This window comes from Flavobacterium sp. MMS24-S5, from assembly GCF_050320125.1.
GTDB lineage: Bacteria > Bacteroidota > Bacteroidia > Flavobacteriales > Flavobacteriaceae > Flavobacterium > Flavobacterium tyrosinilyticum.
The window spans coordinates 3,958,474-3,981,586 of the sequence record NZ_CP190016.1; the positions used below are offsets into that span (position 1 = coordinate 3,958,474).

11 protein-coding genes, 4 tRNA genes and 7 pseudogenes are annotated in these 23,113 nt (G+C 34.6%); 20 read left to right on the forward strand and 2 right to left on the reverse strand.

Features of this window, described 5'->3' with window-relative positions:
- Positions 1 to 162 precede the first annotated feature (162 nt).
- The 18 genes and pseudogenes from rpsU to ACPWTF_RS18355 all read left to right on the forward strand — a co-directional run bounded on the left by rpsU (position 163) and on the right by ACPWTF_RS18355 (position 16,541).
- The gene (gene rpsU, locus ACPWTF_RS18270; protein WP_095954821.1) at positions 163 to 357 is read left to right on the forward strand and encodes a 30S ribosomal protein S21; all 195 of its coding nucleotides are present in this window, start codon (positions 163 to 165) and stop codon (positions 355 to 357) included.
- Between the two features lie 90 nt (positions 358 to 447).
- Complete coding sequence (locus tag ACPWTF_RS18275; protein ID WP_427872426.1) at positions 448 to 1,341, forward strand: tyrosine-type recombinase/integrase; 894 nt, start codon at positions 448 to 450, stop codon at positions 1,339 to 1,341.
- A gap of 32 nt (positions 1,342 to 1,373) precedes the next feature.
- On the forward strand, positions 1,374 to 1,676 hold the full coding sequence (hpf, locus tag ACPWTF_RS18280; RefSeq protein ID WP_008466930.1) for a ribosome hibernation-promoting factor, HPF/YfiA family: 303 nt from the start codon (positions 1,374 to 1,376) through the stop codon (positions 1,674 to 1,676).
- Positions 1,677 to 1,766: 90 nt separating this feature from the next.
- Positions 1,767 to 1,840, forward strand: a tRNA-Thr gene (locus ACPWTF_RS18285).
- Between the two features lie 59 nt (positions 1,841 to 1,899).
- Positions 1,900 to 1,980 (forward strand) — tRNA-Tyr (locus ACPWTF_RS18290).
- An 87-nt stretch (positions 1,981 to 2,067) separates the two neighbouring features.
- Positions 2,068 to 2,139: transfer RNA gene (locus ACPWTF_RS18295), tRNA-Thr, on the forward strand.
- A 55-nt stretch (positions 2,140 to 2,194) separates the two neighbouring features.
- Positions 2,195 to 3,383 (forward strand): annotated as a pseudogene (tuf, locus tag ACPWTF_RS18300) (elongation factor Tu).
- 56 nt (positions 3,384 to 3,439) lie between these two features.
- Positions 3,440 to 3,510: transfer RNA gene (locus ACPWTF_RS18305), tRNA-Trp, on the forward strand.
- A gap of 18 nt (positions 3,511 to 3,528) precedes the next feature.
- Positions 3,529 to 3,726, forward strand: a complete 198-nt coding sequence (gene secE, locus ACPWTF_RS18310; RefSeq protein ID WP_008466927.1) for a preprotein translocase subunit SecE — start codon at positions 3,529 to 3,531, stop codon at positions 3,724 to 3,726.
- Between the two features lie 10 nt (positions 3,727 to 3,736).
- Positions 3,737 to 4,289 (forward strand): annotated as a pseudogene (gene nusG, locus ACPWTF_RS18315) (transcription termination/antitermination protein NusG).
- 67 nt (positions 4,290 to 4,356) lie between these two features.
- Positions 4,357 to 4,795, forward strand: a pseudogene (gene rplK, locus ACPWTF_RS18320) (50S ribosomal protein L11).
- A gap of 13 nt (positions 4,796 to 4,808) precedes the next feature.
- Positions 4,809 to 5,499, forward strand: a pseudogene (gene rplA / locus ACPWTF_RS18325) (50S ribosomal protein L1).
- 22 nt (positions 5,500 to 5,521) lie between these two features.
- Positions 5,522 to 6,025, forward strand: a complete 504-nt coding sequence (gene rplJ / locus ACPWTF_RS18330) for a 50S ribosomal protein L10 (RefSeq protein ID WP_012024014.1) — start codon at positions 5,522 to 5,524, stop codon at positions 6,023 to 6,025.
- A gap of 92 nt (positions 6,026 to 6,117) precedes the next feature.
- On the forward strand, positions 6,118 to 6,489 hold the full coding sequence (gene rplL / locus ACPWTF_RS18335) for a 50S ribosomal protein L7/L12 (protein ID WP_008466917.1): 372 nt from the start codon (positions 6,118 to 6,120) through the stop codon (positions 6,487 to 6,489).
- Positions 6,490 to 6,753: 264 nt separating this feature from the next.
- Complete coding sequence (gene rpoB, locus ACPWTF_RS18340) at positions 6,754 to 10,566, forward strand: DNA-directed RNA polymerase subunit beta (RefSeq protein WP_248729635.1); 3,813 nt, start codon at positions 6,754 to 6,756, stop codon at positions 10,564 to 10,566.
- Between the two features lie 281 nt (positions 10,567 to 10,847).
- Positions 10,848 to 15,156: pseudogene (gene rpoC, locus ACPWTF_RS18345) on the forward strand (DNA-directed RNA polymerase subunit beta').
- A 10-nt stretch (positions 15,157 to 15,166) separates the two neighbouring features.
- Positions 15,167 to 15,478 carry a DUF3467 domain-containing protein gene (locus ACPWTF_RS18350; RefSeq protein WP_055094614.1) on the forward strand — a complete coding sequence of 104 codons (312 nt, stop codon included), beginning with the start codon at positions 15,167 to 15,169 and terminating at the stop codon, positions 15,476 to 15,478.
- A 319-nt stretch (positions 15,479 to 15,797) separates the two neighbouring features.
- The gene (locus tag ACPWTF_RS18355; protein ID WP_427872427.1) at positions 15,798 to 16,541 is read left to right on the forward strand and encodes a hypothetical protein; all 744 of its coding nucleotides are present in this window, start codon (positions 15,798 to 15,800) and stop codon (positions 16,539 to 16,541) included.
- 86 nt (positions 16,542 to 16,627) lie between these two features.
- On the opposite strand, the gene ACPWTF_RS18360 is transcribed toward ACPWTF_RS18355, so the two are convergent.
- Positions 16,628 to 18,220: a peptide chain release factor 3 gene (locus ACPWTF_RS18360; protein WP_177210637.1), complete on the reverse strand. Its 1,593-nt coding sequence runs from the start codon at positions 18,218 to 18,220 to the stop codon at positions 16,628 to 16,630.
- Positions 18,221 to 18,370: 150 nt separating this feature from the next.
- The gene (locus ACPWTF_RS18365) at positions 18,371 to 19,813 is read right to left on the reverse strand and encodes an alpha-amylase (RefSeq protein ID WP_427872428.1); all 1,443 of its coding nucleotides are present in this window, start codon (positions 19,811 to 19,813) and stop codon (positions 18,371 to 18,373) included.
- 487 nt (positions 19,814 to 20,300) lie between these two features.
- Between ACPWTF_RS18365 and ACPWTF_RS18370 the strand changes: the two are divergent.
- Positions 20,301 to 21,730, forward strand: a pseudogene (locus ACPWTF_RS18370) (peptidylprolyl isomerase).
- A 78-nt stretch (positions 21,731 to 21,808) separates the two neighbouring features.
- A pseudogene (locus tag ACPWTF_RS18375) lies at positions 21,809 to 22,761 on the forward strand (AAA family ATPase).
- Positions 22,762 to 23,113 lie beyond the last annotated feature (352 nt).

Consider the following 23,113-nt stretch of genomic DNA (forward strand, 5'->3'; position numbering starts at 1 on the left):
AGAATTAAGAATTAAGAATTAAGAATTAAGAATTAAGAATTATATCTATTATCTCTTCTCTATACTCTTTTTCTCTTTTTTAAAAATAATTCACAATTTATAATTCATAATTCATAATTAATATATACATTTGCAGCCTTAACGAGAGGAGGTGTCTATATTATGTTAATTATACCAATTAAAGACGGAGAAAATATCGATAGAGCATTAAAGCGCTATAAAAGAAAATTTGATAAAACAGGAACTGTTCGTCAATTAAGAGCACGTACTGCTTTTATTAAGCCTTCTGTTGTCAAAAGAGCTCAGATTCAAAAAGCAGCTTACATTCAAGGATTGAAAGACAGTTTAGAAAGTTAGTATTTAGCTTTTCAAAAATAATTACCGTTAGTGGTCAAAATGTTTTAATTTTGATGCTAACGGTTTTTTTTATGCTTAATTTTTAGATTTATGAAAACGAATAAAGAAGCTTTTTCGGATTATCTTTTGCTGGAGAAAAAATATTCTCCGCATACAGTTGAGGCTTATTTGAATGATGTGGTTTCTTTTGAAGCTTTTGTAAAAGAATCTTTTGATCAAGAAAGTATTGATTTGGTAAATTATAGTCAGGTCAGAAGTTGGATTGTCTTTTTGGTTGATCATAATATTTCTAATGTTTCGGTTAATAGAAAGATGGCTTCTTTGAAAGCTTTTTATAAGTTTCTTTTGAAGACGAAGCAGATAGAAGTTAATCCGATGTTGAAGCATAAGTCTTTAAAGACTCCGAAAGTGGTTCAGGTTCCTTTTTCAGAAAAAGAGTTGAAGGATTTACTTGCTACAATTGAGGTTCCGGTTGATTTTGAGGGGATTCGGGATAAATTAATTGTGGAAATGTTTTATGTGACAGGAATGCGTCGCGCTGAATTAATTCATTTAATGATTAAAAATGTCGATCGCTCAAATAATACGATTAAGGTTTTAGGGAAAAGAAATAAAGAACGCATTATTCCAATTTTGCCGATTATTGCTGATCAAATTGATTCGTATGTGGGAGAAAGAGATGGTTTGGAAAGTTTGACGGATTGTGACTATTTTTTCGTTTCAAAAAAAGGGTTAAAATTGAGCGAATCTTTTGTTTATCGTTTAATAAATTCATACTTTAGTAGGGTCTCAGAAAAGGTGAAAAAAAGTCCGCATGTGCTTCGTCATACTTTTGCAACTCACTTATTAAACAATGGGGCAGATTTGAATTCAGTTAAGGAATTGCTAGGGCATTCTAGTTTGGCGTCTACACAGGTTTATACTCATAACAGTTTGGCGGAACTTAAAAAAGTGTATAAAGATGCGCATCCTAGAAATAAATAGTGGTTCTAAATGTTAACCCTAAAATTTTTATTATGAAGGTAGATGTTCATGCAGTTAATTTTACTGTCGACAGAAAATTAGTCGATTTTATCCAAGAAAGAATGGGTAAGCTAGAGAAATACTATGATCGAGTGGTTTCATCAGATGTTTTTTTAAAAGTTGAAAGAACGAGTGATAAAGAGAATAAAGTGGTGGAAATAAAGATTAATGTTCCTGGTGATGATTTTTTGGTAAAAAAACAGTGTAAAACATTTGAGGAGGCTGTTGAGCTTTCGGCAGAATCGCTAGAACGTTTACTTGTAAAAAGGAAGGAAAAAATTAGAGCACACATTTAATTGAAATTTTTTTCAAAAAATGTTTTGATTAAAAGATAAAATACCTACATTTGCAGTCCGTTAGAAATAGCGGACTTTTTTAATGTATTCGCCGATGTAGCTCAGCTGGCTAGAGCAGCTGATTTGTAATCAGCAGGTCGTGGGTTCGAGTCCCTCTATCGGCTCAATATATTTCAAATGCGATTTGAAATTGGTTCTTTAAAATAATGGAATTTTAAAATTAGGGGAGATACTCAAGCGGCCAACGAGGGCAGACTGTAAATCTGCTGTGTGAACTTCGCAGGTTCGAATCCTGCTCTCCCCACTAAAAAGAAGTTGAAGTTTTAGGTTGTAGGTTTTGGATTAATAAATTCTAAAATTTAAAATCTGAATTCTAAACTCAGAACTCTCTGCCGGTGTAGCTCAGGGGTAGAGTGCTTCCTTGGTAAGGAAGAGGTCTCGGGTTCAAATCCCGACATTGGCTCAAGTAAGTAGGAAATTGAAAATTAATATATAACTAAGATTAAAAATTAAGTAAAATGGCAAAGGAGAATTTTAATCGTTCCAAACCGCACTTAAACATAGGTACAATTGGACACGTAGATCACGGAAAAACTACATTAACTGCTGCAATTACAAAAGTATTGTCAGATGCTGGTTACTGTCAAGCAAAATCGTTTGATCAAATCGATAACGCTCCAGAGGAGAAAGAAAGAGGTATTACTATTAATACATCACACGTAGAGTACGAAACTGCTAACCGTCACTACGCTCACGTTGACTGTCCAGGTCACGCGGATTACGTAAAGAACATGGTTACTGGTGCTGCTCAAATGGACGGAGCTATCTTAGTAGTTGCTGCTACAGATCTGTCCAATGCCACAAACTCGTGAGCACATCCTTTTAGGTCGTCAGGTTGGTATTCCAAGAATCGTTGTTTTCATGAACAAAGTGGATATGGTTGATGATGCTGAGTTATTAGAGCTTGTTGAAATGGAAATTAGAGATTTATTATCTTTCTACGAATATGATGGAGATAATGGTCCTGTTGTTCAAGGTTCTGCTTTAGGTGGATTGAACAATGATCCTAACTGGGTTCCTAAAATTATCGAATTAATGGAAGCTGTTGATGCTTGGATTGAAGAGCCAGTACGTGACGTTGCTAAACCATTCTTGATGCCAGTTGAGGACGTATTTACAATTACAGGTCGTGGAACTGTTGCTACAGGTCGTATCGAAACTGGAGTTGCTAACACTGGAGATCCTGTTGAAATCATTGGTATGGGAGCTGAAAAATTAACTTCTACTATTACAGGAGTTGAGATGTTCCGTAAAATCCTTGACAGAGGTGAAGCTGGAGATAACGTTGGTTTATTGTTAAGAGGTATTGATAAAGCTGATATCAAAAGAGGTATGGTTATTATTAAGCCAGGTTCAGTAAAACCACACGCTAAATTCAAAGCTGAGGTTTATATCTTGAAAAAAGAAGAAGGTGGACGTCACACTCCATTCCACAATAACTACCGTCCACAGTTCTACGTACGTACAACTGACGTAACAGGAGTTATTTCTTTACCAGCAGGTGTAGAGATGGTAATGCCAGGTGATAACTTAACTATTGAAGTTGCTTTATTAAGCCCAATCGCTATGAACGTAGGTTTACGTTTCGCTATCCGTGAAGGTGGTAGAACAGTTGGAGCTGGTCAGGTTACTGAAATCGTAGAGTAATTCTATAAAATAAATAAAAAAGCCAGTGATTATTTTTTTAATCACTGGCTTTAATTACGGGCGTAGTTCAAGGGTAGAATAGCGGTCTCCAAAACCGTTGATGGGGGTTCGAATCCCTCCGCCCGTGCAATAAAAAATATATCAAATGACAAAAGTTACTAATTATTTATCAGAGGCTTTCGAAGAGTTAAAGTCAAATGTTACTTGGCCAGCTTGGGCTGAAGTACAGAAATTGACAATTGTTGTGGCTGTATTTTCGATCTTATTCGCTTTGGCAACTTGGGGAGTAGACGAATTTTTTGCAAAAGCTTTGGCTGGATTTTTTAACTGGTTAAAAGGATAATTTTTTTGTGATGGCAGATAATAATGTGAAAAAATGGTACGTAGTTAGAGCAGTTAGCGGTCAAGAGAATAAAGTGAAAGCTTATATCGAGACTGAGATTGCGAGATTAGGTATGGAGGATTATGTTTCTCAGGTTTTGGTTCCTACTGAAAAAGTGGTTACTGTAAAAGATGGGAAAAAATCATCTAAGGATAAAGTTTACTTTCCTGGATATGTTATGATTGAAGCTAACTTAGTTGGTGAAATCCCTCATATTATTAAGTCAATTACTAGTGTTATTGGATTTTTAGGAGAAACTAAAGGTGGAGAACCTGTTCCTTTAAGACTTTCTGAAGTAAACCGTATGTTAGGTAAAGTAGATGAGTTAGCTGTAAATACAGATACTCGTTCTATTCCATTTAGTGTAGGTGAAACAGTTAAGGTTATTGATCGAACCTTTCAATGGATTTAATGGATTTGTTGAGAAAATCAATGAAGAGAAGCGTAAACTTGAGGTAATGGTTAAGATTTTCGGAAGAAAGACACCATTGGAATTGAGCTTTATGCAAGTTGAAAAAGTATAATTTTTTGTTACACTATAATAAACCATTGTAATCGCTTCCATTGATTACAGTGTAAAATTTTTTAAAAATGGCTAAAGAAATTAGTAAGGTAGTTAAACTACAAGTTAAGGGAGGTGCTGCGAACCCGTCGCCACCGGTTGGACCTGCTTTAGGAGCTGCTGGGGTTAATATCATGGAGTTTTGTAAGCAATTTAATGCTAGAACTCAAGATAAACCTGGCAAAATTTGTCCAGTGCAAATCACTGTGTACAAAGACAAATCATTTGATTTTGTTGTTAAGACTTCCTCCAGCGGCAGTTCAGTTAATGGAAGCTGCAAAGCTAAAATCTGGTTCTGGTGAGCCTAATCGTAAAAAAGTAGCTAGCGTTACTTGGGAACAAATTAGAACTATTGCTGAAGACAAAATGCCGGACTTAAACGCTTTCACAATTGAGAAAGCTATGAGTATGGTTGCTGGAACAGCTAGATCTATGGGTATAACTGTATCAGGAGATGCTCCTTTTTAATTAAGAAAAAGAAATGGCAAAATTAACAAAAAAGCAAAAAGAGGCTGCTTCAAAAATTGAAAAGAACAAATTATACTCTTTAAAAGATGCTGCGGCATTAATTAAAGTTGTTGCTTCTGCAAAATTTGATGAGTCTGTTGATATCGCAGTTCGTTTGGGTGTTGATCCAAGAAAAGCGAATCAAATGGTTAGAGGTGTAGTTACTTTACCTCACGGAACAGGAAAAGACGTTAAAGTATTAGCATTGGTTACTCCAGATAAAGAAGCTGAAGCAAGAGAGGCTGGAGCAGATCACGTTGGTCTTGACGATTACTTACAAAAAATTAAAGACGGTTGGACAGATGTTGATGTGATCATTACTATGCCTGCTGTTATGGGTAAATTAGGTCCGATTAGGTCGTATTTTAGGACCTAGAGGTTTAATGCCAAACCCTAAAACAGGTACAGTAACTATGGATGTTGCTAAAGCTGTTCAAGAAGTTAAAGCTGGTAAAATTGACTTTAAAGTTGATAAAACTGGTATCGTACACGCAGGAATCGGTAAAGTTTCTTTTGGAGCTGAGCAGATTGTTGACAACGCACACGAAATTATTCAAACATTAATAAAACTTAAACCAACTGCTGCTAAAGGTACATACATCAAAGGTATTCACCTTACAAGCACAATGAGTCCTGCTATCGCATTAGACCCAAAAGCAGTATAATTGGTAGTTAAAAATTTTTAGTATGACTAGAGAAGAAAAATCAATCGCGATTGAAAATTTAACTGCGCAGTTAGCTGGTACAAATATCATTTACATTTCTGATATTTCTGGTTTAAACGCAGAGACAACTTCAAACTTGCGTAGAGCTTGTTTTAAAGCAGGTATCAAATTAGAGGTTGTAAAGAACACTTTGCTTGCAAAAGCAATGGAAGCTTCTTCTAATGATTATGGTGATTTACCTACAGTTTTATCAGGTAACAGTGCTATCTTTATTTCTGATGTTGCTAACGCGCCTGGAAAAATTATCAAAGATTTCCGTAAGAAATCTGATAAACCAGTTTTAAAAGGAGCTTACATCAATTCTGAAGTATATATTGGAGACAACCAATTAGATGCATTAGCTACGATTAAATCTAAAGAAGAGCTTATTGGAGAAATCATTGGATTATTACAATCTCCAGCTCAAAGAATTATTTCTGCTTTACAAAACAAATTCGCTGGAAGCGAAGAAGAAGGAGCAGAGTAATTATCGTAAGGGAGTTTGCTTCCTTACTGCTTAATTAGCGCACAATAATTAAATTATATTTTTTACACAAATCATTTTAAACGATAGAAAAAATGGCAGATTTGAAACAATTCGCAGAACAATTAGTTAACTTAACAGTTAAAGAAGTTAACGAATTAGCAACAATATTAAAAGATGAGTACGGAATCGAGCCTGCTGCTGCTGCTGTAGTAGTTGCTGCTGGAGGTGGAGACGGTGCTGCTGAAGAAGCACAAACTGAATTTACAGTTGTATTAAAAGATGCAGGAGCTTCTAAATTAGCTGTTGTAAAATTAGTTAAAGAATTAACTGGTTTAGGTCTTAAAGAAGCTAAAGATGTAGTTGACGGTGCACCAAGCAACGTTAAAGAAGGTGTTTCTAAAGAAGAGGCTGAAGGTCTTAAAAAATCTTTAGAAGAGGCTGGAGCTACTGTTGAGCTTAAATAATTAAACTCAGTTTAAGAACTAGGTTTAGGTCTTGAGTTAACACTCAAAGGCCTAAACCATTTTTCGTATAATAAAATATTATAAATTTTATTATCCCATAGTTTAAAATACGAAAAAGTTTTTGATCAATACGAAGAAAGAAAATCGAACTTGTTTTACTGTTTTATTTTTAAAGATGTATTGATTATAATAAGAAAGTATAGATTAAACAGTGTGTTTACACAAACAAAAATTACTTTTTTTTAATCAAAATTTTGTCCATTGATGATAACAAATCAGACTGAAAGATTGAATTTTGCCTCTACAAAAAATATCCCTGATTATCCAGATTTCTTAGATGTTCAGGTTAAATCTTTTAAAGATTTCTTTCAATTAGAAACGAAATCTGACGAAAGAGGCAACGAAGGGTTATACAATACCTTCATGGAAAACTTCCCAATTACAGATACAAGAAATAACTTTGTATTGGAATTCCTAGATTATTTTGTTGATCCTCCACGTTATACAATTCAAGAATGTATAGAGAGAGGTCTTACTTATAGTGTGCCTTTAAAAGCTAGGTTAAAACTATATTGTACAGATCCAGAACACGAAGATTTTGAAACTATTGTACAAGATGTTTATCTTGGAACAATTCCTTACATGACTCCTAGTGGTACTTTTGTTATTAATGGTGCCGAGCGTGTTGTAGTGTCTCAATTACACCGTTCTCCAGGGGTTTTCTTTGGACAGTCATTCCACGCAAATGGAACTAAACTTTATTCTGCGAGAGTAATTCCTTTTAAAGGATCTTGGATAGAATTCTCTACTGATATTAACAGCGTAATGTACGCGTATATTGATAGAAAGAAAAAATTACCTGTAACAACTTTATTCCGTGCTATCGGTTTCGAAAGAGATAAGGATATCCTTGAAATTTTCGACTTAGCAGAAGAAATTAAAGTTTCTAAAACAGGAATTAAGAAATATATTGGAAGAAGACTTGCAGCGCGTGTTTTGAATACATGGCACGAGGATTTCGTAGATGAGGATACTGGAGAGGTAGTTTCTATCGAGCGTAACGAAATCATCCTTGATCGTGATACTATTATCGACAAAGATAATGTTGAAGAGATCATCGATTCTAACGTAAAATCTATTTTGTTGCACAAAGAGGATAATAACCAAGCAGATTATGCTATTATCCACAACACGTTACAAAAAGATCCAACAAACTCTGAAAAAGAAGCTGTAGAGCACATTTACCGTCAGTTGCGTAACGCTGAACCGCCTGATGAGGAAACTGCTCGTGGTATTATAGATAAATTGTTCTTCTCTGATCAACGTTATAACTTAGGTGAAGTTGGTCGTTACAGAATGAACAAAAAATTAGATTTAGATATCCCTATGGATAAGCAAGTGCTTACTAAAGAGGATATCATTACAATCGTTAAATATTTGATCGAATTGATTAACTCTAAAGCAGAGATTGATGATATTGATCACTTATCAAACCGTCGTGTTAGAACAGTTGGTGAACAATTGTCTCAACAATTCGGTGTTGGTTTAGCACGTATGGCTAGAACTATTCGTGAGAGAATGAACGTTAGAGATAACGAGGTGTTTACACCAATTGATTTGATTAATGCTAAAACATTATCATCAGTTATCAACTCTTTCTTTGGTACTAACCAGTTATCTCAATTTATGGACCAAACGAATCCATTAGCTGAGATTACACACAAAAGAAGACTTTCTGCACTTGGGCCAGGTGGACTTTCGAGAGAGAGAGCTGGTTTCGAGGTTCGTGACGTTCACTATACGCACTATGGTCGTTTATGTCCGATTGAAACTCCTGAGGGACCAAACATTGGTTTGATTTCATCTCTTGGTGTTTATGCAAAAGTAAACGGAATGGGATTCATCGAAACTCCATACCGTAAAGTTACAGATGGTGTTGTTGATTTAGAAAGCGCACCAATCTATTTAAGTGCTGAAGAAGAAGAAGGTAAAATGATTGCTCAAGCAAACATTGAAATGGATGCTTCTGGTAAAATTACAGCTAGTAATGTTATTGCTCGTGAAGAGGGTGACTTCCCAGTTGTTGAACCAAGTTCAGTACATTATACAGACGTTGCTCCTAACCAGATCGCTTCGATTTCTGCATCTTTGATTCCTTTCTTGGAGCATGATGATGCGAACCGTGCGTTGATGGGATCGAACATGATGCGTCAGGCAGTTCCTTTGATCCGTCCTGAAGCACCGATTGTTGGTACAGGTTTAGAGCGTCAGGTAGCTTCAGATTCAAGAGTATTAATCAATGCTGAAGGGCATGGTACTGTTGAATACGTAGATGCTAACATCATCACTATTAAATACGATCGTACAGAAGACGAGAGAATGGTAAGTTTTGATGCTGATGAGAAAACGTACAACTTAATTAAATTTAGAAAAACCAATCAAGGTACAAGTATCAACTTGAAGCCTATCGTAAGAAGAGGTGATAGAGTTGTTCCTGGACAAGTATTGTCTGAAGGATATGCTACTCAAAATGGAGAATTAGCTTTAGGTAGAAACTTAAAAGTTGCGTTCATGCCATGGAAAGGATACAACTTCGAGGATGCGATTGTAATTTCTGAGAAAGTAGTTCGCGATGATATTTTTACATCTATCCACGTTGATGATTATTCATTAGAGGTTAGAGATACTAAGTTAGGAAACGAAGAGTTAACAAACGATATTCCTAACGTTTCTGAAGAAGCTACTAAAGATTTAGATGAAAACGGTATGATCAGAATTGGAGCGGAGGTTAAACCTGGCGACATTTTGATTGGGAAAATTACACCAAAAGGAGAATCAGATCCTACTCCAGAGGAGAAATTGCTTCGTGCAATCTTCGGAGATAAAGCGGGTGATGTGAAAGATGCTTCATTAAAAGCTTCTCCATCATTACATGGTGTAGTTCTTGACAAAAAATTATTTGCAAGAGCCGTAAAAGATAAACGTAAACGTACTCAAGATAAAGATGCTTTAGGCGCTTTAGAAATGGAATTCGAAACTAAATTTGTTGAATTAAAAGACAGATTAGTTGAGAAATTATTCTTGATCGTTAACGGAAAAACATCTCAAGGTGTAATGAATGATTTGGGTGAAGAAGTTTTACCAAAAGGTAAAAAATATACTCAAAAAATGCTTTACGCAGTAGAAGATTTTGCTCACTTAAGCAAAGGTCAGTGGGTTGCTGATGATGCTACAAATAAAATGGTTAATGATTTAATTCATAACTATAAAATTAAGCTGAACGACTTACAAGGAGCTTTAAGAAGAGAGAAATTTACTATTACAGTTGGAGATGAATTACCATCTGGAATCTTGAAATTGGCTAAAATCTATATCGCTAAAAAACGTAAGTTAAAAGTAGGTGATAAAATGGCGGGACGTCACGGTAACAAAGGTATTGTTGCTAGAATCGTTCGTCACGAAGATATGCCTTTCTTAGAAGATGGAACACCAGTAGATATCGTATTGAATCCACTTGGGGTACCTTCACGTATGAACATTGGTCAGATTTATGAGACTGTTCTTGGATGGGCTGGTATGAACTTGGGTAGAAAATTTGCTACTCCAATCTTCGACGGTGCTTCTCTAGACGAAATCAATGCTTTGACTGATGAGGCTAACGTACCACGTTTTGGACATACATATCTTTATGATGGTGGAACTGGAGAGCGTTTTGCACAAAAAGCAACTGTGGGTGTAATTTACATGCTTAAATTAGGACACATGGTTGATGATAAGATGCACGCACGTTCTATCGGACCATACTCATTGATTACGCAACAGCCACTTGGAGGTAAGGCTCAATTTGGAGGTCAGCGTTTTGGAGAGATGGAGGTTTGGGCACTTGAGGCTTATGGAGCTTCTAGTACTTTACGTGAAATCTTAACTGTTAAGTCTGATGATGTTATTGGTAGAGCTAAAACTTACGAAGCTATCGTTAAGGGTGAAACTATGCCAGAACCAGGCTTACCAGAATCATTCAATGTATTAATGCACGAATTGAAAGGTCTAGGATTAGATCTTCGTTTGGAAGAATAAATAAAAGTTTCTAGTCACAGTCTCAGTATTCAGTTTAGCACTGAAAACTGGGACTGAGACTGTTTACTAAATGTTAGAAGTTTTTAAAGATTTATACCCGTAAACCGTTCCGATTTTTTATAACAATGCAAGGCATTTTATAACTAGCGCTTCAAATAAGAATTTGAGGTTTAGAGAAGTAACCCGAGGTAGTAGCTGAATGATTAACTCTTATTTATTAAGAGTAAATTATAAATCTAAATTCAATTTTTTAATTGCAAAATAAATCAATAGTAAAAACTATGATGAATAACAGAAACAATAAAGAAAAAAATCCAGTAAAAAGATTTAACAAAATTTCTATTGGATTGGCTTCACCAGAATCTATCTTGAAAGAATCAAGAGGAGAGGTTTTAAAGCCAGAAACAATTAACTATAGAACTCACAAACCAGAGCGTGACGGACTTTTCTGCGAAAGAATCTTCGGACCAGTAAAAGATTTCGAATGTGCTTGTGGTAAGTATAAAAGAATTCGTTACAAAGGTATCATCTGTGACCGTTGTGGTGTTGAAGTTACTGAGAAAAAAGTACGTCGTGATAGAGTAGGACACATCAACCTTGTTGTGCCAATTGCTCACATCTGGTACTTCCGTTCTCTTCCAAACAAAATTGGTTATATCCTTGGTCTTCCATCTAAGAAATTAGATATGATCATCTACTACGAAAGATACGTAGTAATCCAAGCTGGTATTGCTAAAAATGCAGATGGAGAATCTTTACAAAGATTAGATTTCTTAACTGAAGAGGAATACTTAAACATTTTAGATACTCTTCCACAAGAAAACCAATATTTAGATGATTTAGATCCTAATAAATTTGTTGCCAAAATGGGAGCAGAGTGTATTATGGATTTATTAGCTCGTATTGACTTAGATGCTTTATCTTATGAATTAAGACACAGCGCTAACAACGAGACTTCTAAACAAAGAAAAACTGAAGCTTTAAAAAGATTACAAGTTGTTGAGTCTTTCCGTGAGTCTAACGAAAACCGCGAAAACCGTCCAGAGTGGATGATTATGAAAGTGGTTCCAGTTATCCCGCCAGAATTACGTCCGCTTGTACCGCTTGATGGAGGTCGTTTTGCAACTTCAGATTTGAACGATTTATATCGTCGTGTAATCATCCGTAACAACCGTTTGAAAAGATTAATGGAGATTAAAGCTCCGGAAGTTATCTTAAGAAACGAGAAACGTATGTTACAAGAATCTGTAGATTCATTATTTGATAACACACGTAAAGCTTCTGCTGTTAAAACAGAATCTAACAGACCATTAAAATCATTATCTGACTCATTAAAAGGTAAGCAAGGACGTTTCCGTCAAAACTTACTTGGTAAACGTGTGGATTATTCTGCTCGTTCGGTAATTGTCGTTGGTCCAGAGTTAAAATTATATGAGTGCGGATTGCCAAAAGATATGGCTTCTGAATTATACAAACCATTCGTTATCCGTAAATTGATCGAAAGAGGTATTGTAAAAACAGTAAAATCTGCTAAGAAAATCATTGATAAGAAAGAGCCTGTAGTTTGGGATATCCTTGAAAACGTAATTAAAGGACACCCAGTATTACTTAACCGTGCTCCTACTTTGCACAGACTTGGTATTCAGGCTTTCCAGCCAAAATTAATTGAAGGAAAAGCGATCCAGTTACACCCATTAGTATGTACGGCATTCAACGCCGATTTCGATGGTGACCAGATGGCGGTTCACTTACCATTACGGACCAGAGGCTATTTTAGAGGCACAATTATTAATGTTGGCTTCTCACAATATCTTGAACCCTGCAAATGGTGCTCCAATTACTGTACCTTCTCAGGACATGGTCTTGGGTCTATATTATATGACCAAAGAGCGTATTTCTACAGAAGACCACAAAATTATTGGTCAGGATTTAACTTTCTATTCTGCTGAAGAAGTAAACATTGCATTAAACGAAGGAAGATTAGAATTGAATGCTCGTGTAAAAATTAGAGCAAAAGATTTTAATGATGCTGGAGAATTAGTGTATCAAATTATTCAAACAACTGCAGGACGTGTATTATTTAACGAAGTAGTACCTGAAGCAGCTGGATATATCAACGACGTATTGACTAAGAAAAACCTTAGAGATATTATCGGACACATTTTAAGTGTGACTGATGTACCTACAACGGCAGCTTTCTTGGATAATATGAAAGATATGGGGTATAAATTTGCATTTAGAGGAGGTTTATCATTCTCTTTAGGTGATATTAGAATTCCAGAACAAAAAACGAAGTTAATTGCAGATGCTAGAGAGCAAGTTGAAGGTATCTCAACTAACTATAACATGGGGCTTATCACAAATAACGAACGTTACAACCAAGTTATTGACGTATGGACTTCAGCAAATGCTCAGTTAACAGAGTTAGCAATGAAAAATATTAGAGAAGACCAACAAGGTTTCAACTCTGTATATATGATGCTTGACTCTGGGGCGAGGGGTTCTAAGGAACAGATTCGTCAGTTAACTGGTATGCGTGGTTTGATGGCTAAGCCTAAAAAATCTACTGCTGGTGGTGGTGAGATTATTGAAAACCCGATTCTTTCTAACTTTAAGGAAGGTCTTTCAATCCTTGAGTACTTTATTTCTACTCACGGTGCTCGTAAAGGTCTTGCGGATACGGCTCTTAAAACGGCCGATGCTGGTTACTTAACAAGAAGGCTTCATGACGTTTCTCAAGATGTTATTGTTAACATCGAAGATTGTGGAACTTTAAGAGGTGTTGAAGTTGCTGCATTGAAGAAAAATGAGGAAATCGTTGAATCTTTAGGAGAGAGAATTTTAGGACGTGTTGCATTACAAGACGTTATTAATCCTCTTACTAACGAAGTAATGGTTAAATCTGGAGAGCAAATTACTGAAGCAATTATGAGAACTATCGAAGCTTCTCCAATTGAAAAAGTAGAGGTTAGATCTCCATTAACTTGTGAAGCTTTAAAAGGTATTTGTGCTAAATGTTACGGTAGAAACTTAGCTACTGGTAAAATGACACAAAGAGGTGAAGCTGTCGGAGTTATTGCAGCTCAGTCTATTGGAGAGCCAGGTACACAGTTGACACTTCGTACGTTCCACGTTGGAGGAGTTGCTGGAGGTATCTCTGAAGAGTCTAGTATTGTTACAAGATTCGCAGGTAGACTTGAAATTGAAGATTTAAAAACAGTTAAAGGAGAAGACGGAGAAGGTAACTCTGTTGATATCGTAGTTTCACGTTCAACTGAATTAAAATTAGTTGACGAGAAAACTGGAATTGTTTTAAATACACATAACATTCCTTACGGTTCTAGTATCTTTGTTGGAGATGGAGAAACTGTAGCTAAAGGAACTGTAATCTGTAAATGGGATCCATATAACGGTGTAATTGTTTCTGAGTTTACAGGTAAGATCGCTTACGAAGATTTAGAGCAAGGACAATCGTTCATGGTGGAGATCGATGAGCAGACTGGTTTCCAAGAAAAAGTAATTTCTGAAGCTAGAAACAAAAAATTAATCCCAACTTTATTAGTTTATGGTAAAGAAGGTGAATTGATTCGTTCTTACAACTTACCAGTAGGTGCACACTTAATGGTTGAAAACGGTGAGAAAATTAAAGCAGGTAAAGTATTAGTAAAAATCCCACGTCGTTCTTCTAAAGCGGGCGATATCACGGGAGGTTTACCAAGAATTACTGAGCTTCTTGAGGCTCGTAACCCTTCTAACCCAGCAGTTGTGTCTGAAATTGATGGTGTTGTTTCTTTTGGAAAAATCAAAAGAGGTAACCGTGAGATCGTTATCGAATCTAAATTTGGTGAGATTAAAAAGTATTTAGTTAAACTTTCAAGCCAAATCTTAGTACAAGAGAATGACTTCGTAAGAGCGGGAGTTCCATTGTCTGACGGTGCAATTACACCAGATGATATTTTAAGAATTCAAGGTTCAGCTGCTGTTCAACAGTACTTGGTAAATGAAATTCAAGAGGTTTACCGTTTACAAGGGGTAAAAATTAATGATAAGCACTTTGAGGTAGTTATTCGTCAAATGATGCGTAAAGTAAGAGTTCAGGATCCAGGTGATACTTTATTCTTAGAGGATCAATTAATCCATACTAAAGATTTCATCGTTCAAAACGATAAATTATATGGTATGAAAGTGGTTGAAGATGCTGGAGATTCTTCAGTGTTGAAACCAGGTCAGATCATTACACCTCGCGAATTACGTGATGAAAATTCATTATTAAAACGTACAGATAAAAATCTTGTTGTAGCAAGAGACGTAATCACTGCAACTGCAACGCCAGTTCTTCAAGGTATTACAAGAGCTTCGTTACAAACTAAATCATTCATTTCTGCGGCTTCATTCCAGGAGACAACGAAAGTACTTAACGAAGCTGCAGTAGCGGGTAAAGTAGATGACTTAGAAGGATTAAAAGAAAATGTAATTGTTGGACACAGAATTCCTGCGGGAACTGGTATGAGAGAGTACGATAACACTATCGTAGGATCTAAAGACGATTACAATGAAATGATGGCAAATAAAGAAGAATACATTTATTAATTAGGAAACTATGAGTAATCCGAAACAACAACAAGAGCAAATTAATATTGAGTTGGACGAAACTATTGCAGAAGGAATTTATTCTAATCTTGCAATTATCAATCACTCATCATCTGAGTTTGTTTTAGATTTTGTGAGTATTATGCCAGGTATTCCTAAAGCCAAGGTAAAATCAAGAATTGTCTTGACACCACAACATGCTAAGAGATTATTAAAAGCAATAGGTGAAAATATCCATAGATTTGAGGCAGCTCATGGCGAAATCAAAGAAACGGAACAAGCGCCAATTCCGCTTAATTTTGGTCCAACTGGACAAGCATAAACTTTAAAAGCCCCTTTTTTAAGGGGCTTTTTTTATGGCTTATGATTAAAATGCAGTTTGTCGGATTTAATTTACTTTAGTCGGGTAATTTTCTTTTCAAGAAAGTATTTATTTAACTTGCTATAGCCTAAAAAAGATTAAATTTTGAAATATACTGACTTAGTAAAGGTTGATTAATTCAAATTATAAAAAAGCGCTGATTCCATTAGCGCTTTTTTTATGTCAATTTTTTTTATTCTTTTCCCAACCTTTTATTCAAAAACATGCTCTATATAAGTATAATAATCCTTTCGTGATTTTTAACTTAAATAATTACAGTATGAAAAAGAAATTCACCTTAGAAATAGCAAGTCCATGTTCTGAAAATTTTGATAAAATGATTCCAAATTCAAATGGTTCATTTTGTAATTCTTGTATGAAAAATGTAATTGATTTAAGTAGAAAAACCAACTCTGAGGTGGCTAAATTCATTTCAGAAAACAAAGACAAAAGCATTTGCGCCAGATTAAAAGCTTCTCAACTGGAAGAAGAATTTCAATATGGTGAAACTTCAAAAATAAGTAATTTTAAATATGCTGCAGTAGCAGCAGCTACTATTTTACTTGCTTCAAATAACGTTGCTGGACAGGAAAGACCAATAATAGAAACAGAGGCAAATTGTCCGGAACCAGCTTATTACGCTCTAGGTAAAGTTGCATATAATCAAACTGTAGATAAAGAGGTTTTGATAACAATTAAAGGAAAATTAATTGAAGCTAAGTCTAAAAGACCATTTAGAGGAGATGCATATTCTAACTTTTCACTTTCTGTTAACAATTCTGGAAACACAGTGAAAATAAATCCAAAAACTGGAGAATTTTCTATAGCAACAGAAGTTTCAAAAGACAGTAAAACGCTTATGGTTACGATAAGTGGAAATGACTACTATCTTGCCAAACAAATCCCTTTTAACATAAAATCGGTTAAGGGAATTATATTGCAACAAAATATAATTATTGCTTCAGAAGAACTGACTAAAATCTATATTGCTGGTGGATTAGGAATTAACTATACAGGACAATAATTAAATTTACATATTGGGGAATGTAAATAAAAAGGCCTGTCTAGAAAAATTAGACAGGCCTTACATATTTTTTCTTTCAAAAGAAATTAATCAAATTCCGATGTAAAGTATAATTTCACAGTTGGATATTTACTCTGCGTCATTTGAATTGTAAAATCAGAATCGGCTAAAAATACCAATTGTCCGTATTTATCGTGAGCCAAGAATTTTTGTTTGATACGTTTAAATTCTTTGAATTCTTCGTTTTTAGCATCGTCCGGTTTTACCCAGCAAGCTTTATGTACAGGAAAGTTTTCGTAAGTACATTTTGCTCCGTATTCGTGCTCTAAACGATATTGAATTACCTCATATTGAAGTGCTCCAACGGTTCCAATAACTTTACGATTATTCATTTCTAAAGTAAATAACTGCGCTACACCTTCATCCATTAACTGATCTACTCCTTTTTCTAATTGCTTAGCTTTCATCGGATCAGCGTTGTTAATGTATCTAAAGTGCTCTGGAGAGAAACTCGGAATTCCTTTAAAGCTCATTATTTCACCTTCTGTCAAAGTATCTCCAATTTTAAAGTTTCCAGTATCGTGTAAACCAACAATATCACCAGGATAAGAAATGTCTACAATTTCTTTTTTCTCAGCAAAAAAGGCATTTGGACTTGAGAATTTTAAATTTTTCTTCTGACGAACGTGGTAATAAGGCTTATTTCTTTCAAAAGTTCCAGAAACAATTTTGATAAAGGCTAAACGGTCACGGTGTTTTGGATCCATATTGGCGTGGATTTTAAAAACAAATCCCGTCATTTTCTCCTCTGTAGGTTCAACTGTACGAGTTTCAGAATCTTTCGGTCTTGGAGATGGAGCAATTGTAATGAAACAATCTAATAATTCGCGAACTCCAAAATTATTTAAGGCTGAACCGAAGAATACGGGCTGAATTTTTCCATCTAAATAATCTTGACGTTCAAATTTAGGATATACTTCATCAATTAATTCTAACTCTTCACGAAGTTTGTTGGCTGCTTTTTCACCCACAATTTTATCTAATTCTGGATTGTTCTGTACATCAGAAAAAGCAATTGTTTCTTCGATATTTTTACGACTGTCTCCGCTGAAAAGGTTAATATTTTCTTCCCATAAATTATAAATTCCTTGGAAATCGTAACCCATTCCGATTGGGAAACTTAACGGTGTAACTTTTAAACCTAATTTTTGTTCTACTTCATCCATCAAATCGAAAGCATCTTTACCTTCACGATCTAATTTGTTGATGAAAACAATCATAGGAATATTACGCATTCTACAAACAGCAACTAATTTTTCTGTTTGTTCCTCAACCCCCTTAGCAACGTCAATTACAACAATTACGCTGTCTACGGCAGTTAAAGTTCTAAATGTATCTTCAGCAAAATCCTTGTGTCCAGGAGTATCAAGGATATTGATTTTTTTATCTTTATAATTAAAAGCAAGCACAGAAGTCGAAACCGAGATACCTCTTTGGCGTTCGATTTCCATAAAGTCACTCGTTGCTCCTTTTTTAATTTTGTTATTCTTTACAGCTCCTGCTTCTTGAATTGCACCTCCAAATAAAAGTAATTTCTCTGTTAATGTCGTTTTACCGGCATCGGGATGCGATATAATTCCAAATGTTCTTCTGCGTTGTATTTCTTTTAAAAAGCTCATATTTCGTATAAATAGGTTGCAAAAGTACTATTAAATTACGGCTTTATAAAAATATTCAGTTCCTAAATTTGGTAGTCTTTACTTCTAACGGGATTTTTAAACAAAAAAATAAGGCTGTTTTGCACCAGCCTTAAATAGTCATTTTTAAAATTACTGATTAATTGACCAAATTGAATATCCTTTTGGAGGACATTGTATTTTTACCCATTTGTCTGCCTGAGTAGTTGGGTACCAAGTTGAGTTTCCTGTAAAATCTTTAATTTGAGTATTGGCCCAATTGGTCTGAATCCATCTTTCCTGCCAAACGTCAGAATTATTAATGTAAACTACCAATCCTGGATTTCCGTTATATCCATTTCTTCGTGCAATATATTCGTCATTATCAGAATATAAAATAGAAGTTGTTCCTGTTGCTTTGTTATTGTGGATCCAGATTAGATTATTTAATTTGTTTTTATCTAGCCATTCTTCATAATCTCTATAAAAAATAGTTGGATAACCTTCATGAGTTAATATATAGGAGTACGCAAGCATTTTGCTCCAAATTTCATCAGTATCATGATTAGTTACAAAAGTTACCGCTTTGTATGGATTGCGTTTCCACATCATATCATCATTCAAAAGAGCAAGATTATTTCCGTCAAAAGCATCATTCATTTTGTAATAGCAAGCAAAATCAAAAACAGAACTATTAGCTGCGTTTGCCCAGTCATTTAGCACATTTACATTTGAATCCCATAATTCTCCAACAGAAAATCCGCCTACATTAGCATTCCAAGCATTTACAACCCAAGCACCGAATCCTTTTACATAGTCGAATCTCCAGCCATCAAATTTCATGGTATTTTTATAGTATTTACCAACTCCATCAGCTCTAATCCACAGCCAGTCTTTTACATAAGGATCGGCATGGCATAAGTCAGGAAATCCTCCAAACGAGCCTTCGTCATTATTGCCATAGCTGTTTTTATAAAAATTAGCATAATTACGTTTGAACTTTCCAGACGCTATTCCATTAAAATTAGTCCAGGTATTTGTTCCAGTAAAAGGATTCGCTTCCGATTGTCCGCCACTGTTATGGTTAATTACAATATCCGCATAAACCTTAATGTTTTCTGCGTGTGCAGCTGTAATTAAATTGACTAATTCGGTTTTTGATCCGAATCTTGTTTCTGTTGTTCCATTCTGATTATAATCTCCAAAATCAAAATAATCCGTTGGGTCATATCCCATAGAAAAGGCTCCATTTTGCGCTTTTGAAGCAGGTGGAAGCCAAATTGAGCCAATTCCAGCATTTCCCCAAGCAGTTACCTTACTGCTTACTGTATTCCACCAATTTCCTCCAGCAGGAACATCCCAATAGAAAGCTTGCATCATAACGCCTCCACCAGGATTATCAACATATTTTCCTGTTGCAGAATTGCTTGAAACTCCTGTACTGAAAGGTTTTCCGTCGTGATGCGTGACATCAATGATTTTAAATTTTTGACTTTCAGCTTTTGCGTCCGATGCGCTGATTTCATTTTCAGAACACGAATACAGAAGTACACTAAATGCCGAAATAAGGCATAATTTTAAAATAGGTTTTTTCATAATAGATGTGGTTAAGTTAAATAGTGAGCTTTGTAATTGTTTAATTATAAGGCTTAAAAATGCAGATATTTCTATTTTTTTTCCTGTAAATTATTAATTACGCATCTAAAGTAAAGTTTTTTTGATTTAATTTTAATTTGCAATAAAATAGAGGTTAACGAAAACGTTGTAGTGTTGAGAACTTTTTTTTATGGTGCTTATAATTAGGTGTTTATTTGATGTTTAAAACTAAATTTAAGAAGCAATTAGAAACTGTCTTTCATTGAATTAGAAAAATTGAAAGAAATGATTTCGTACATGGAAAGAGAACTATCCTATAATTTTTTGTTAATACTATATCGGATAGTTGGATTATGTAATTGAATTGTTATTTTTGTTCGTTATAAGTTACGAAAGAACTATACTTTAATTATTTATGTTTGATGAACATACATAGTTTCAGAGGGATTATCTAAAACAGGCTTACATTCAAATAAAAATTAAAATAATGCTATTAAAAAAATTACAGCTAAAAACAATTGATTACAAGTTTGCACTAACAATTTGTTTTTTTCTTTTTTTACTCCAATTATCTCAGCGCAAGAAATTATTCCTGATGTTGTGGCCCAAAAACCAGTTGAAGTTCCTTCTGGTGGGAAATTGAAAATCGACGGAATTATTGCAACAGTAGGAGATTATATCGTTTTAGATTCTGATATCGATAAAGGATTTTTGGAAATTACTGCGCAAGGCGGATCTGTAAAAGATATTACAAGATGCCAGATGCTTGGTAAACTTTTAGAAGATAAATTATATGCTCACCAAGCAATTCAGGATAGTATTATCGTAAGTGATGCAGAGGTAAGAGGAATGATGGAAGATCGTCTTAATTATATGACGCAACAAGTAGGAGATATCAATAAAGTAGTTGAATACTATAAAAAAAGCTCTGTAGAAGAGTTTAAAACTTATTTTGCTGATATCTTAAAGGAGCAAAAATTAGCATCAGAAATGAGAGATAAGATCGTTAAAGATGTTGAAATCACTCCAGAAGAAGTTCGTAATTTCTTTAAGAAAATCCCAAAAGATGAATTGCCAACTTTTGGAGCTGAAATGGAAGTAGCGCAGATTGTTGTTGAGCCTAAAATTTCTAAAGAAGACAAGCAAAAAGTTATTGATAGATTAAATGCAATTCGACAAGACGTTCTAGAAGGTTCTAGTTTTGCAACAAAAGCAGTTTTGTATTCTCAAGATCCAGGATCTGCGCCAAACGGAGGATATTATAAAATGACAAGAAAAACTCCTTTTGTTAAAGAGTTTAAAGATGTTGCATTTAGTTTGCAAGCGGGTGAGATCTCTCAGCCATTTGAAACTACTTTTGGATACCATATTATTATGGTAGAAAAAATTAAAGGGCAAGAAGTAGAGCTTCGTCATATTTTGATTGCTCCAACTGTTTCTGAAGCAGCTTTAAAAGAAGCAAAAGAAAGAATTACAAATATTAGAAATAAAATCATCAATAAAGAACTGACTTTTGCTGACGCTGCAAGAACAGAATCTGATGAAAAGGAAACTAGAGCAAACGGAGGAACATTGGTAAATCCAACCACGCAAGATACTCGATTTGAGTTGACAAAAATGGATCCGACTTTATACAGCCAGGTTTCAAATTTAAAAGGAGATGAAATTTCTCAACCACTTTTAAATACTGATGATAAAGGTAAAAAAACATATAAGTTAATTACAGTTACCAACAGAATTGAAGATCATACTGCAGACTATGCTAAAGATTATACTAAGATTAAAGAATTAGCATTAAAAGAAAAGCAGATCAATGCAATTGCAAAATGGTTTGATACTAAAATTAAAGATACTTACATCAAAATTATCGGCGAGTATAAAGACTGTTCTTTTGCAAACAATTGGTTGAAAAAATAAGTTTTAATAAATAAATAAAAAGAGTTAGTTTTATGAATTCATAGAATTAACTCTTTTTAATTTTAAATACATTCATAAATGTCTGACGTAACAGCAATTCACAATTTAGTTCAAAAAAGAAATGAATTAAAAAAAGAAATAGCGAAAATCATTGTAGGGCAAGACGCCGTTGTAGATCAAATTTTACTGTGTATATTTTCTGGAGGACACGCACTTTTAATTGGAGTTCCTGGTTTAGCAAAAACCTTAATGATAAATACTTTGTCTCAGGCCTTAGGTCTGGATTTTAAAAGAATTCAGTTTACGCCAGATTTGATGCCTTCTGATATTTTAGGAAGCGAAATTTTAGATGAAAATAGGAACTTCAAATTCATTAAAGGCCCCATTTTTTCTAATATTATTTTGGCCGATGAGATAAACAGAACGCCGCCAAAAACGCAAGCAGCTTTATTGGAAGCCATGCAAGAAAGATCGGTAACCATTGCAGGACAACATCATAAATTAGATTTGCCCTATTTTGTTTTAGCGACTCAAAACCCTATTGAGCAAGAAGGAACTTATCCTTTACCAGAAGCGCAATTAGACCGTTTTATGTTTGCTATTAAATTGGAATATCCAACTTTTGAAGAAGAGGTTCAAGTGGTAAAACGTACAACTTCAGACGTTAAAACAGAGATTAATCCTTTATTCACGGCGCAAGAAATTATCGATTTTCAGCACTTAATTCGCAGAATCCCTGTTGCAGACAATGTAATAGAATATGCGGTAACTCTAGTTAGCAAAACTCGTCCAGATAATAGTTTAACTAACGATTTTGTGAAAAACTATTTAGATTGGGGAGCTGGGCAAGAGCTTCGCAGAATTTAATTCTAGCAGCAAAAGCGCATGCGGCTTTTAATGGGAAATTTTCACCAGATATTGAGGATGTTCAAGCCGTTGCGACGGGAATCTTGAGACACAGAATTATTAAAAACTATAAAGCTGATGCTGAAGGTATAACAGAAGAAGTTATTATTAAAAAATTAATGTAAAATTTAAAATTTACATTTATAGAATCCTGATAAGTTATTGTCAGGATTTTTTGTTTTTAGCAAGTCAAAAACTCTTCTCAAAAGACGTTTAAAATCCCAACTATAACGTTATAATTACTTATTTAGAAAGATTCTTCATGAAAACAGAGGTAAAAACTTACTTGTTTTCTAACATCAAATTTCGACTTTGTTAAAGAAAAGATCTTTAAATGTTAATAATTCATTATTTTGATGTAAAATTGAGTTTTTGGCAAAAACAAGCAGTGAAAATCGTTTTTTAGCAATAATAATTTTTGAAAAGGCTTGTTCTATTAAATTTTTTTTAATTATCGCCTTTAATGCTTAAATTTGC

Coding starts and splice junctions, on each gene's coding strand:
- ACPWTF_RS18275 (WP_427872426.1), top strand. CDS start 448: ATGAAAACGAATAAAGAAGCTTTTTCGGATTATCTTTTGCTGGAGAAA.
- rplJ (WP_012024014.1), top strand. CDS start 5,522: ATGACTAGAGAAGAAAAATCAATCGCGATTGAAAATTTAACTGCGCAG.
- rpoB (WP_248729635.1), top strand. CDS start 6,754: ATGATAACAAATCAGACTGAAAGATTGAATTTTGCCTCTACAAAAAAT.
- hpf (WP_008466930.1), top strand. CDS start 1,374: ATGAAGGTAGATGTTCATGCAGTTAATTTTACTGTCGACAGAAAATTA.
- rpsU (WP_095954821.1), top strand. CDS start 163: ATGTTAATTATACCAATTAAAGACGGAGAAAATATCGATAGAGCATTA.
- secE (WP_008466927.1), top strand. CDS start 3,529: ATGACAAAAGTTACTAATTATTTATCAGAGGCTTTCGAAGAGTTAAAG.
- ACPWTF_RS18355 (WP_427872427.1), top strand. CDS start 15,798: ATGAAAAAGAAATTCACCTTAGAAATAGCAAGTCCATGTTCTGAAAAT.
- ACPWTF_RS18360 (WP_177210637.1), bottom strand. CDS start 18,220: ATGAGCTTTTTAAAAGAAATACAACGCAGAAGAACATTTGGAATTATA.
- rplL (WP_008466917.1), top strand. CDS start 6,118: ATGGCAGATTTGAAACAATTCGCAGAACAATTAGTTAACTTAACAGTT.
- ACPWTF_RS18365 (WP_427872428.1), bottom strand. CDS start 19,813: ATGAAAAAACCTATTTTAAAATTATGCCTTATTTCGGCATTTAGTGTA.
- ACPWTF_RS18350 (WP_055094614.1), top strand. CDS start 15,167: ATGAGTAATCCGAAACAACAACAAGAGCAAATTAATATTGAGTTGGAC.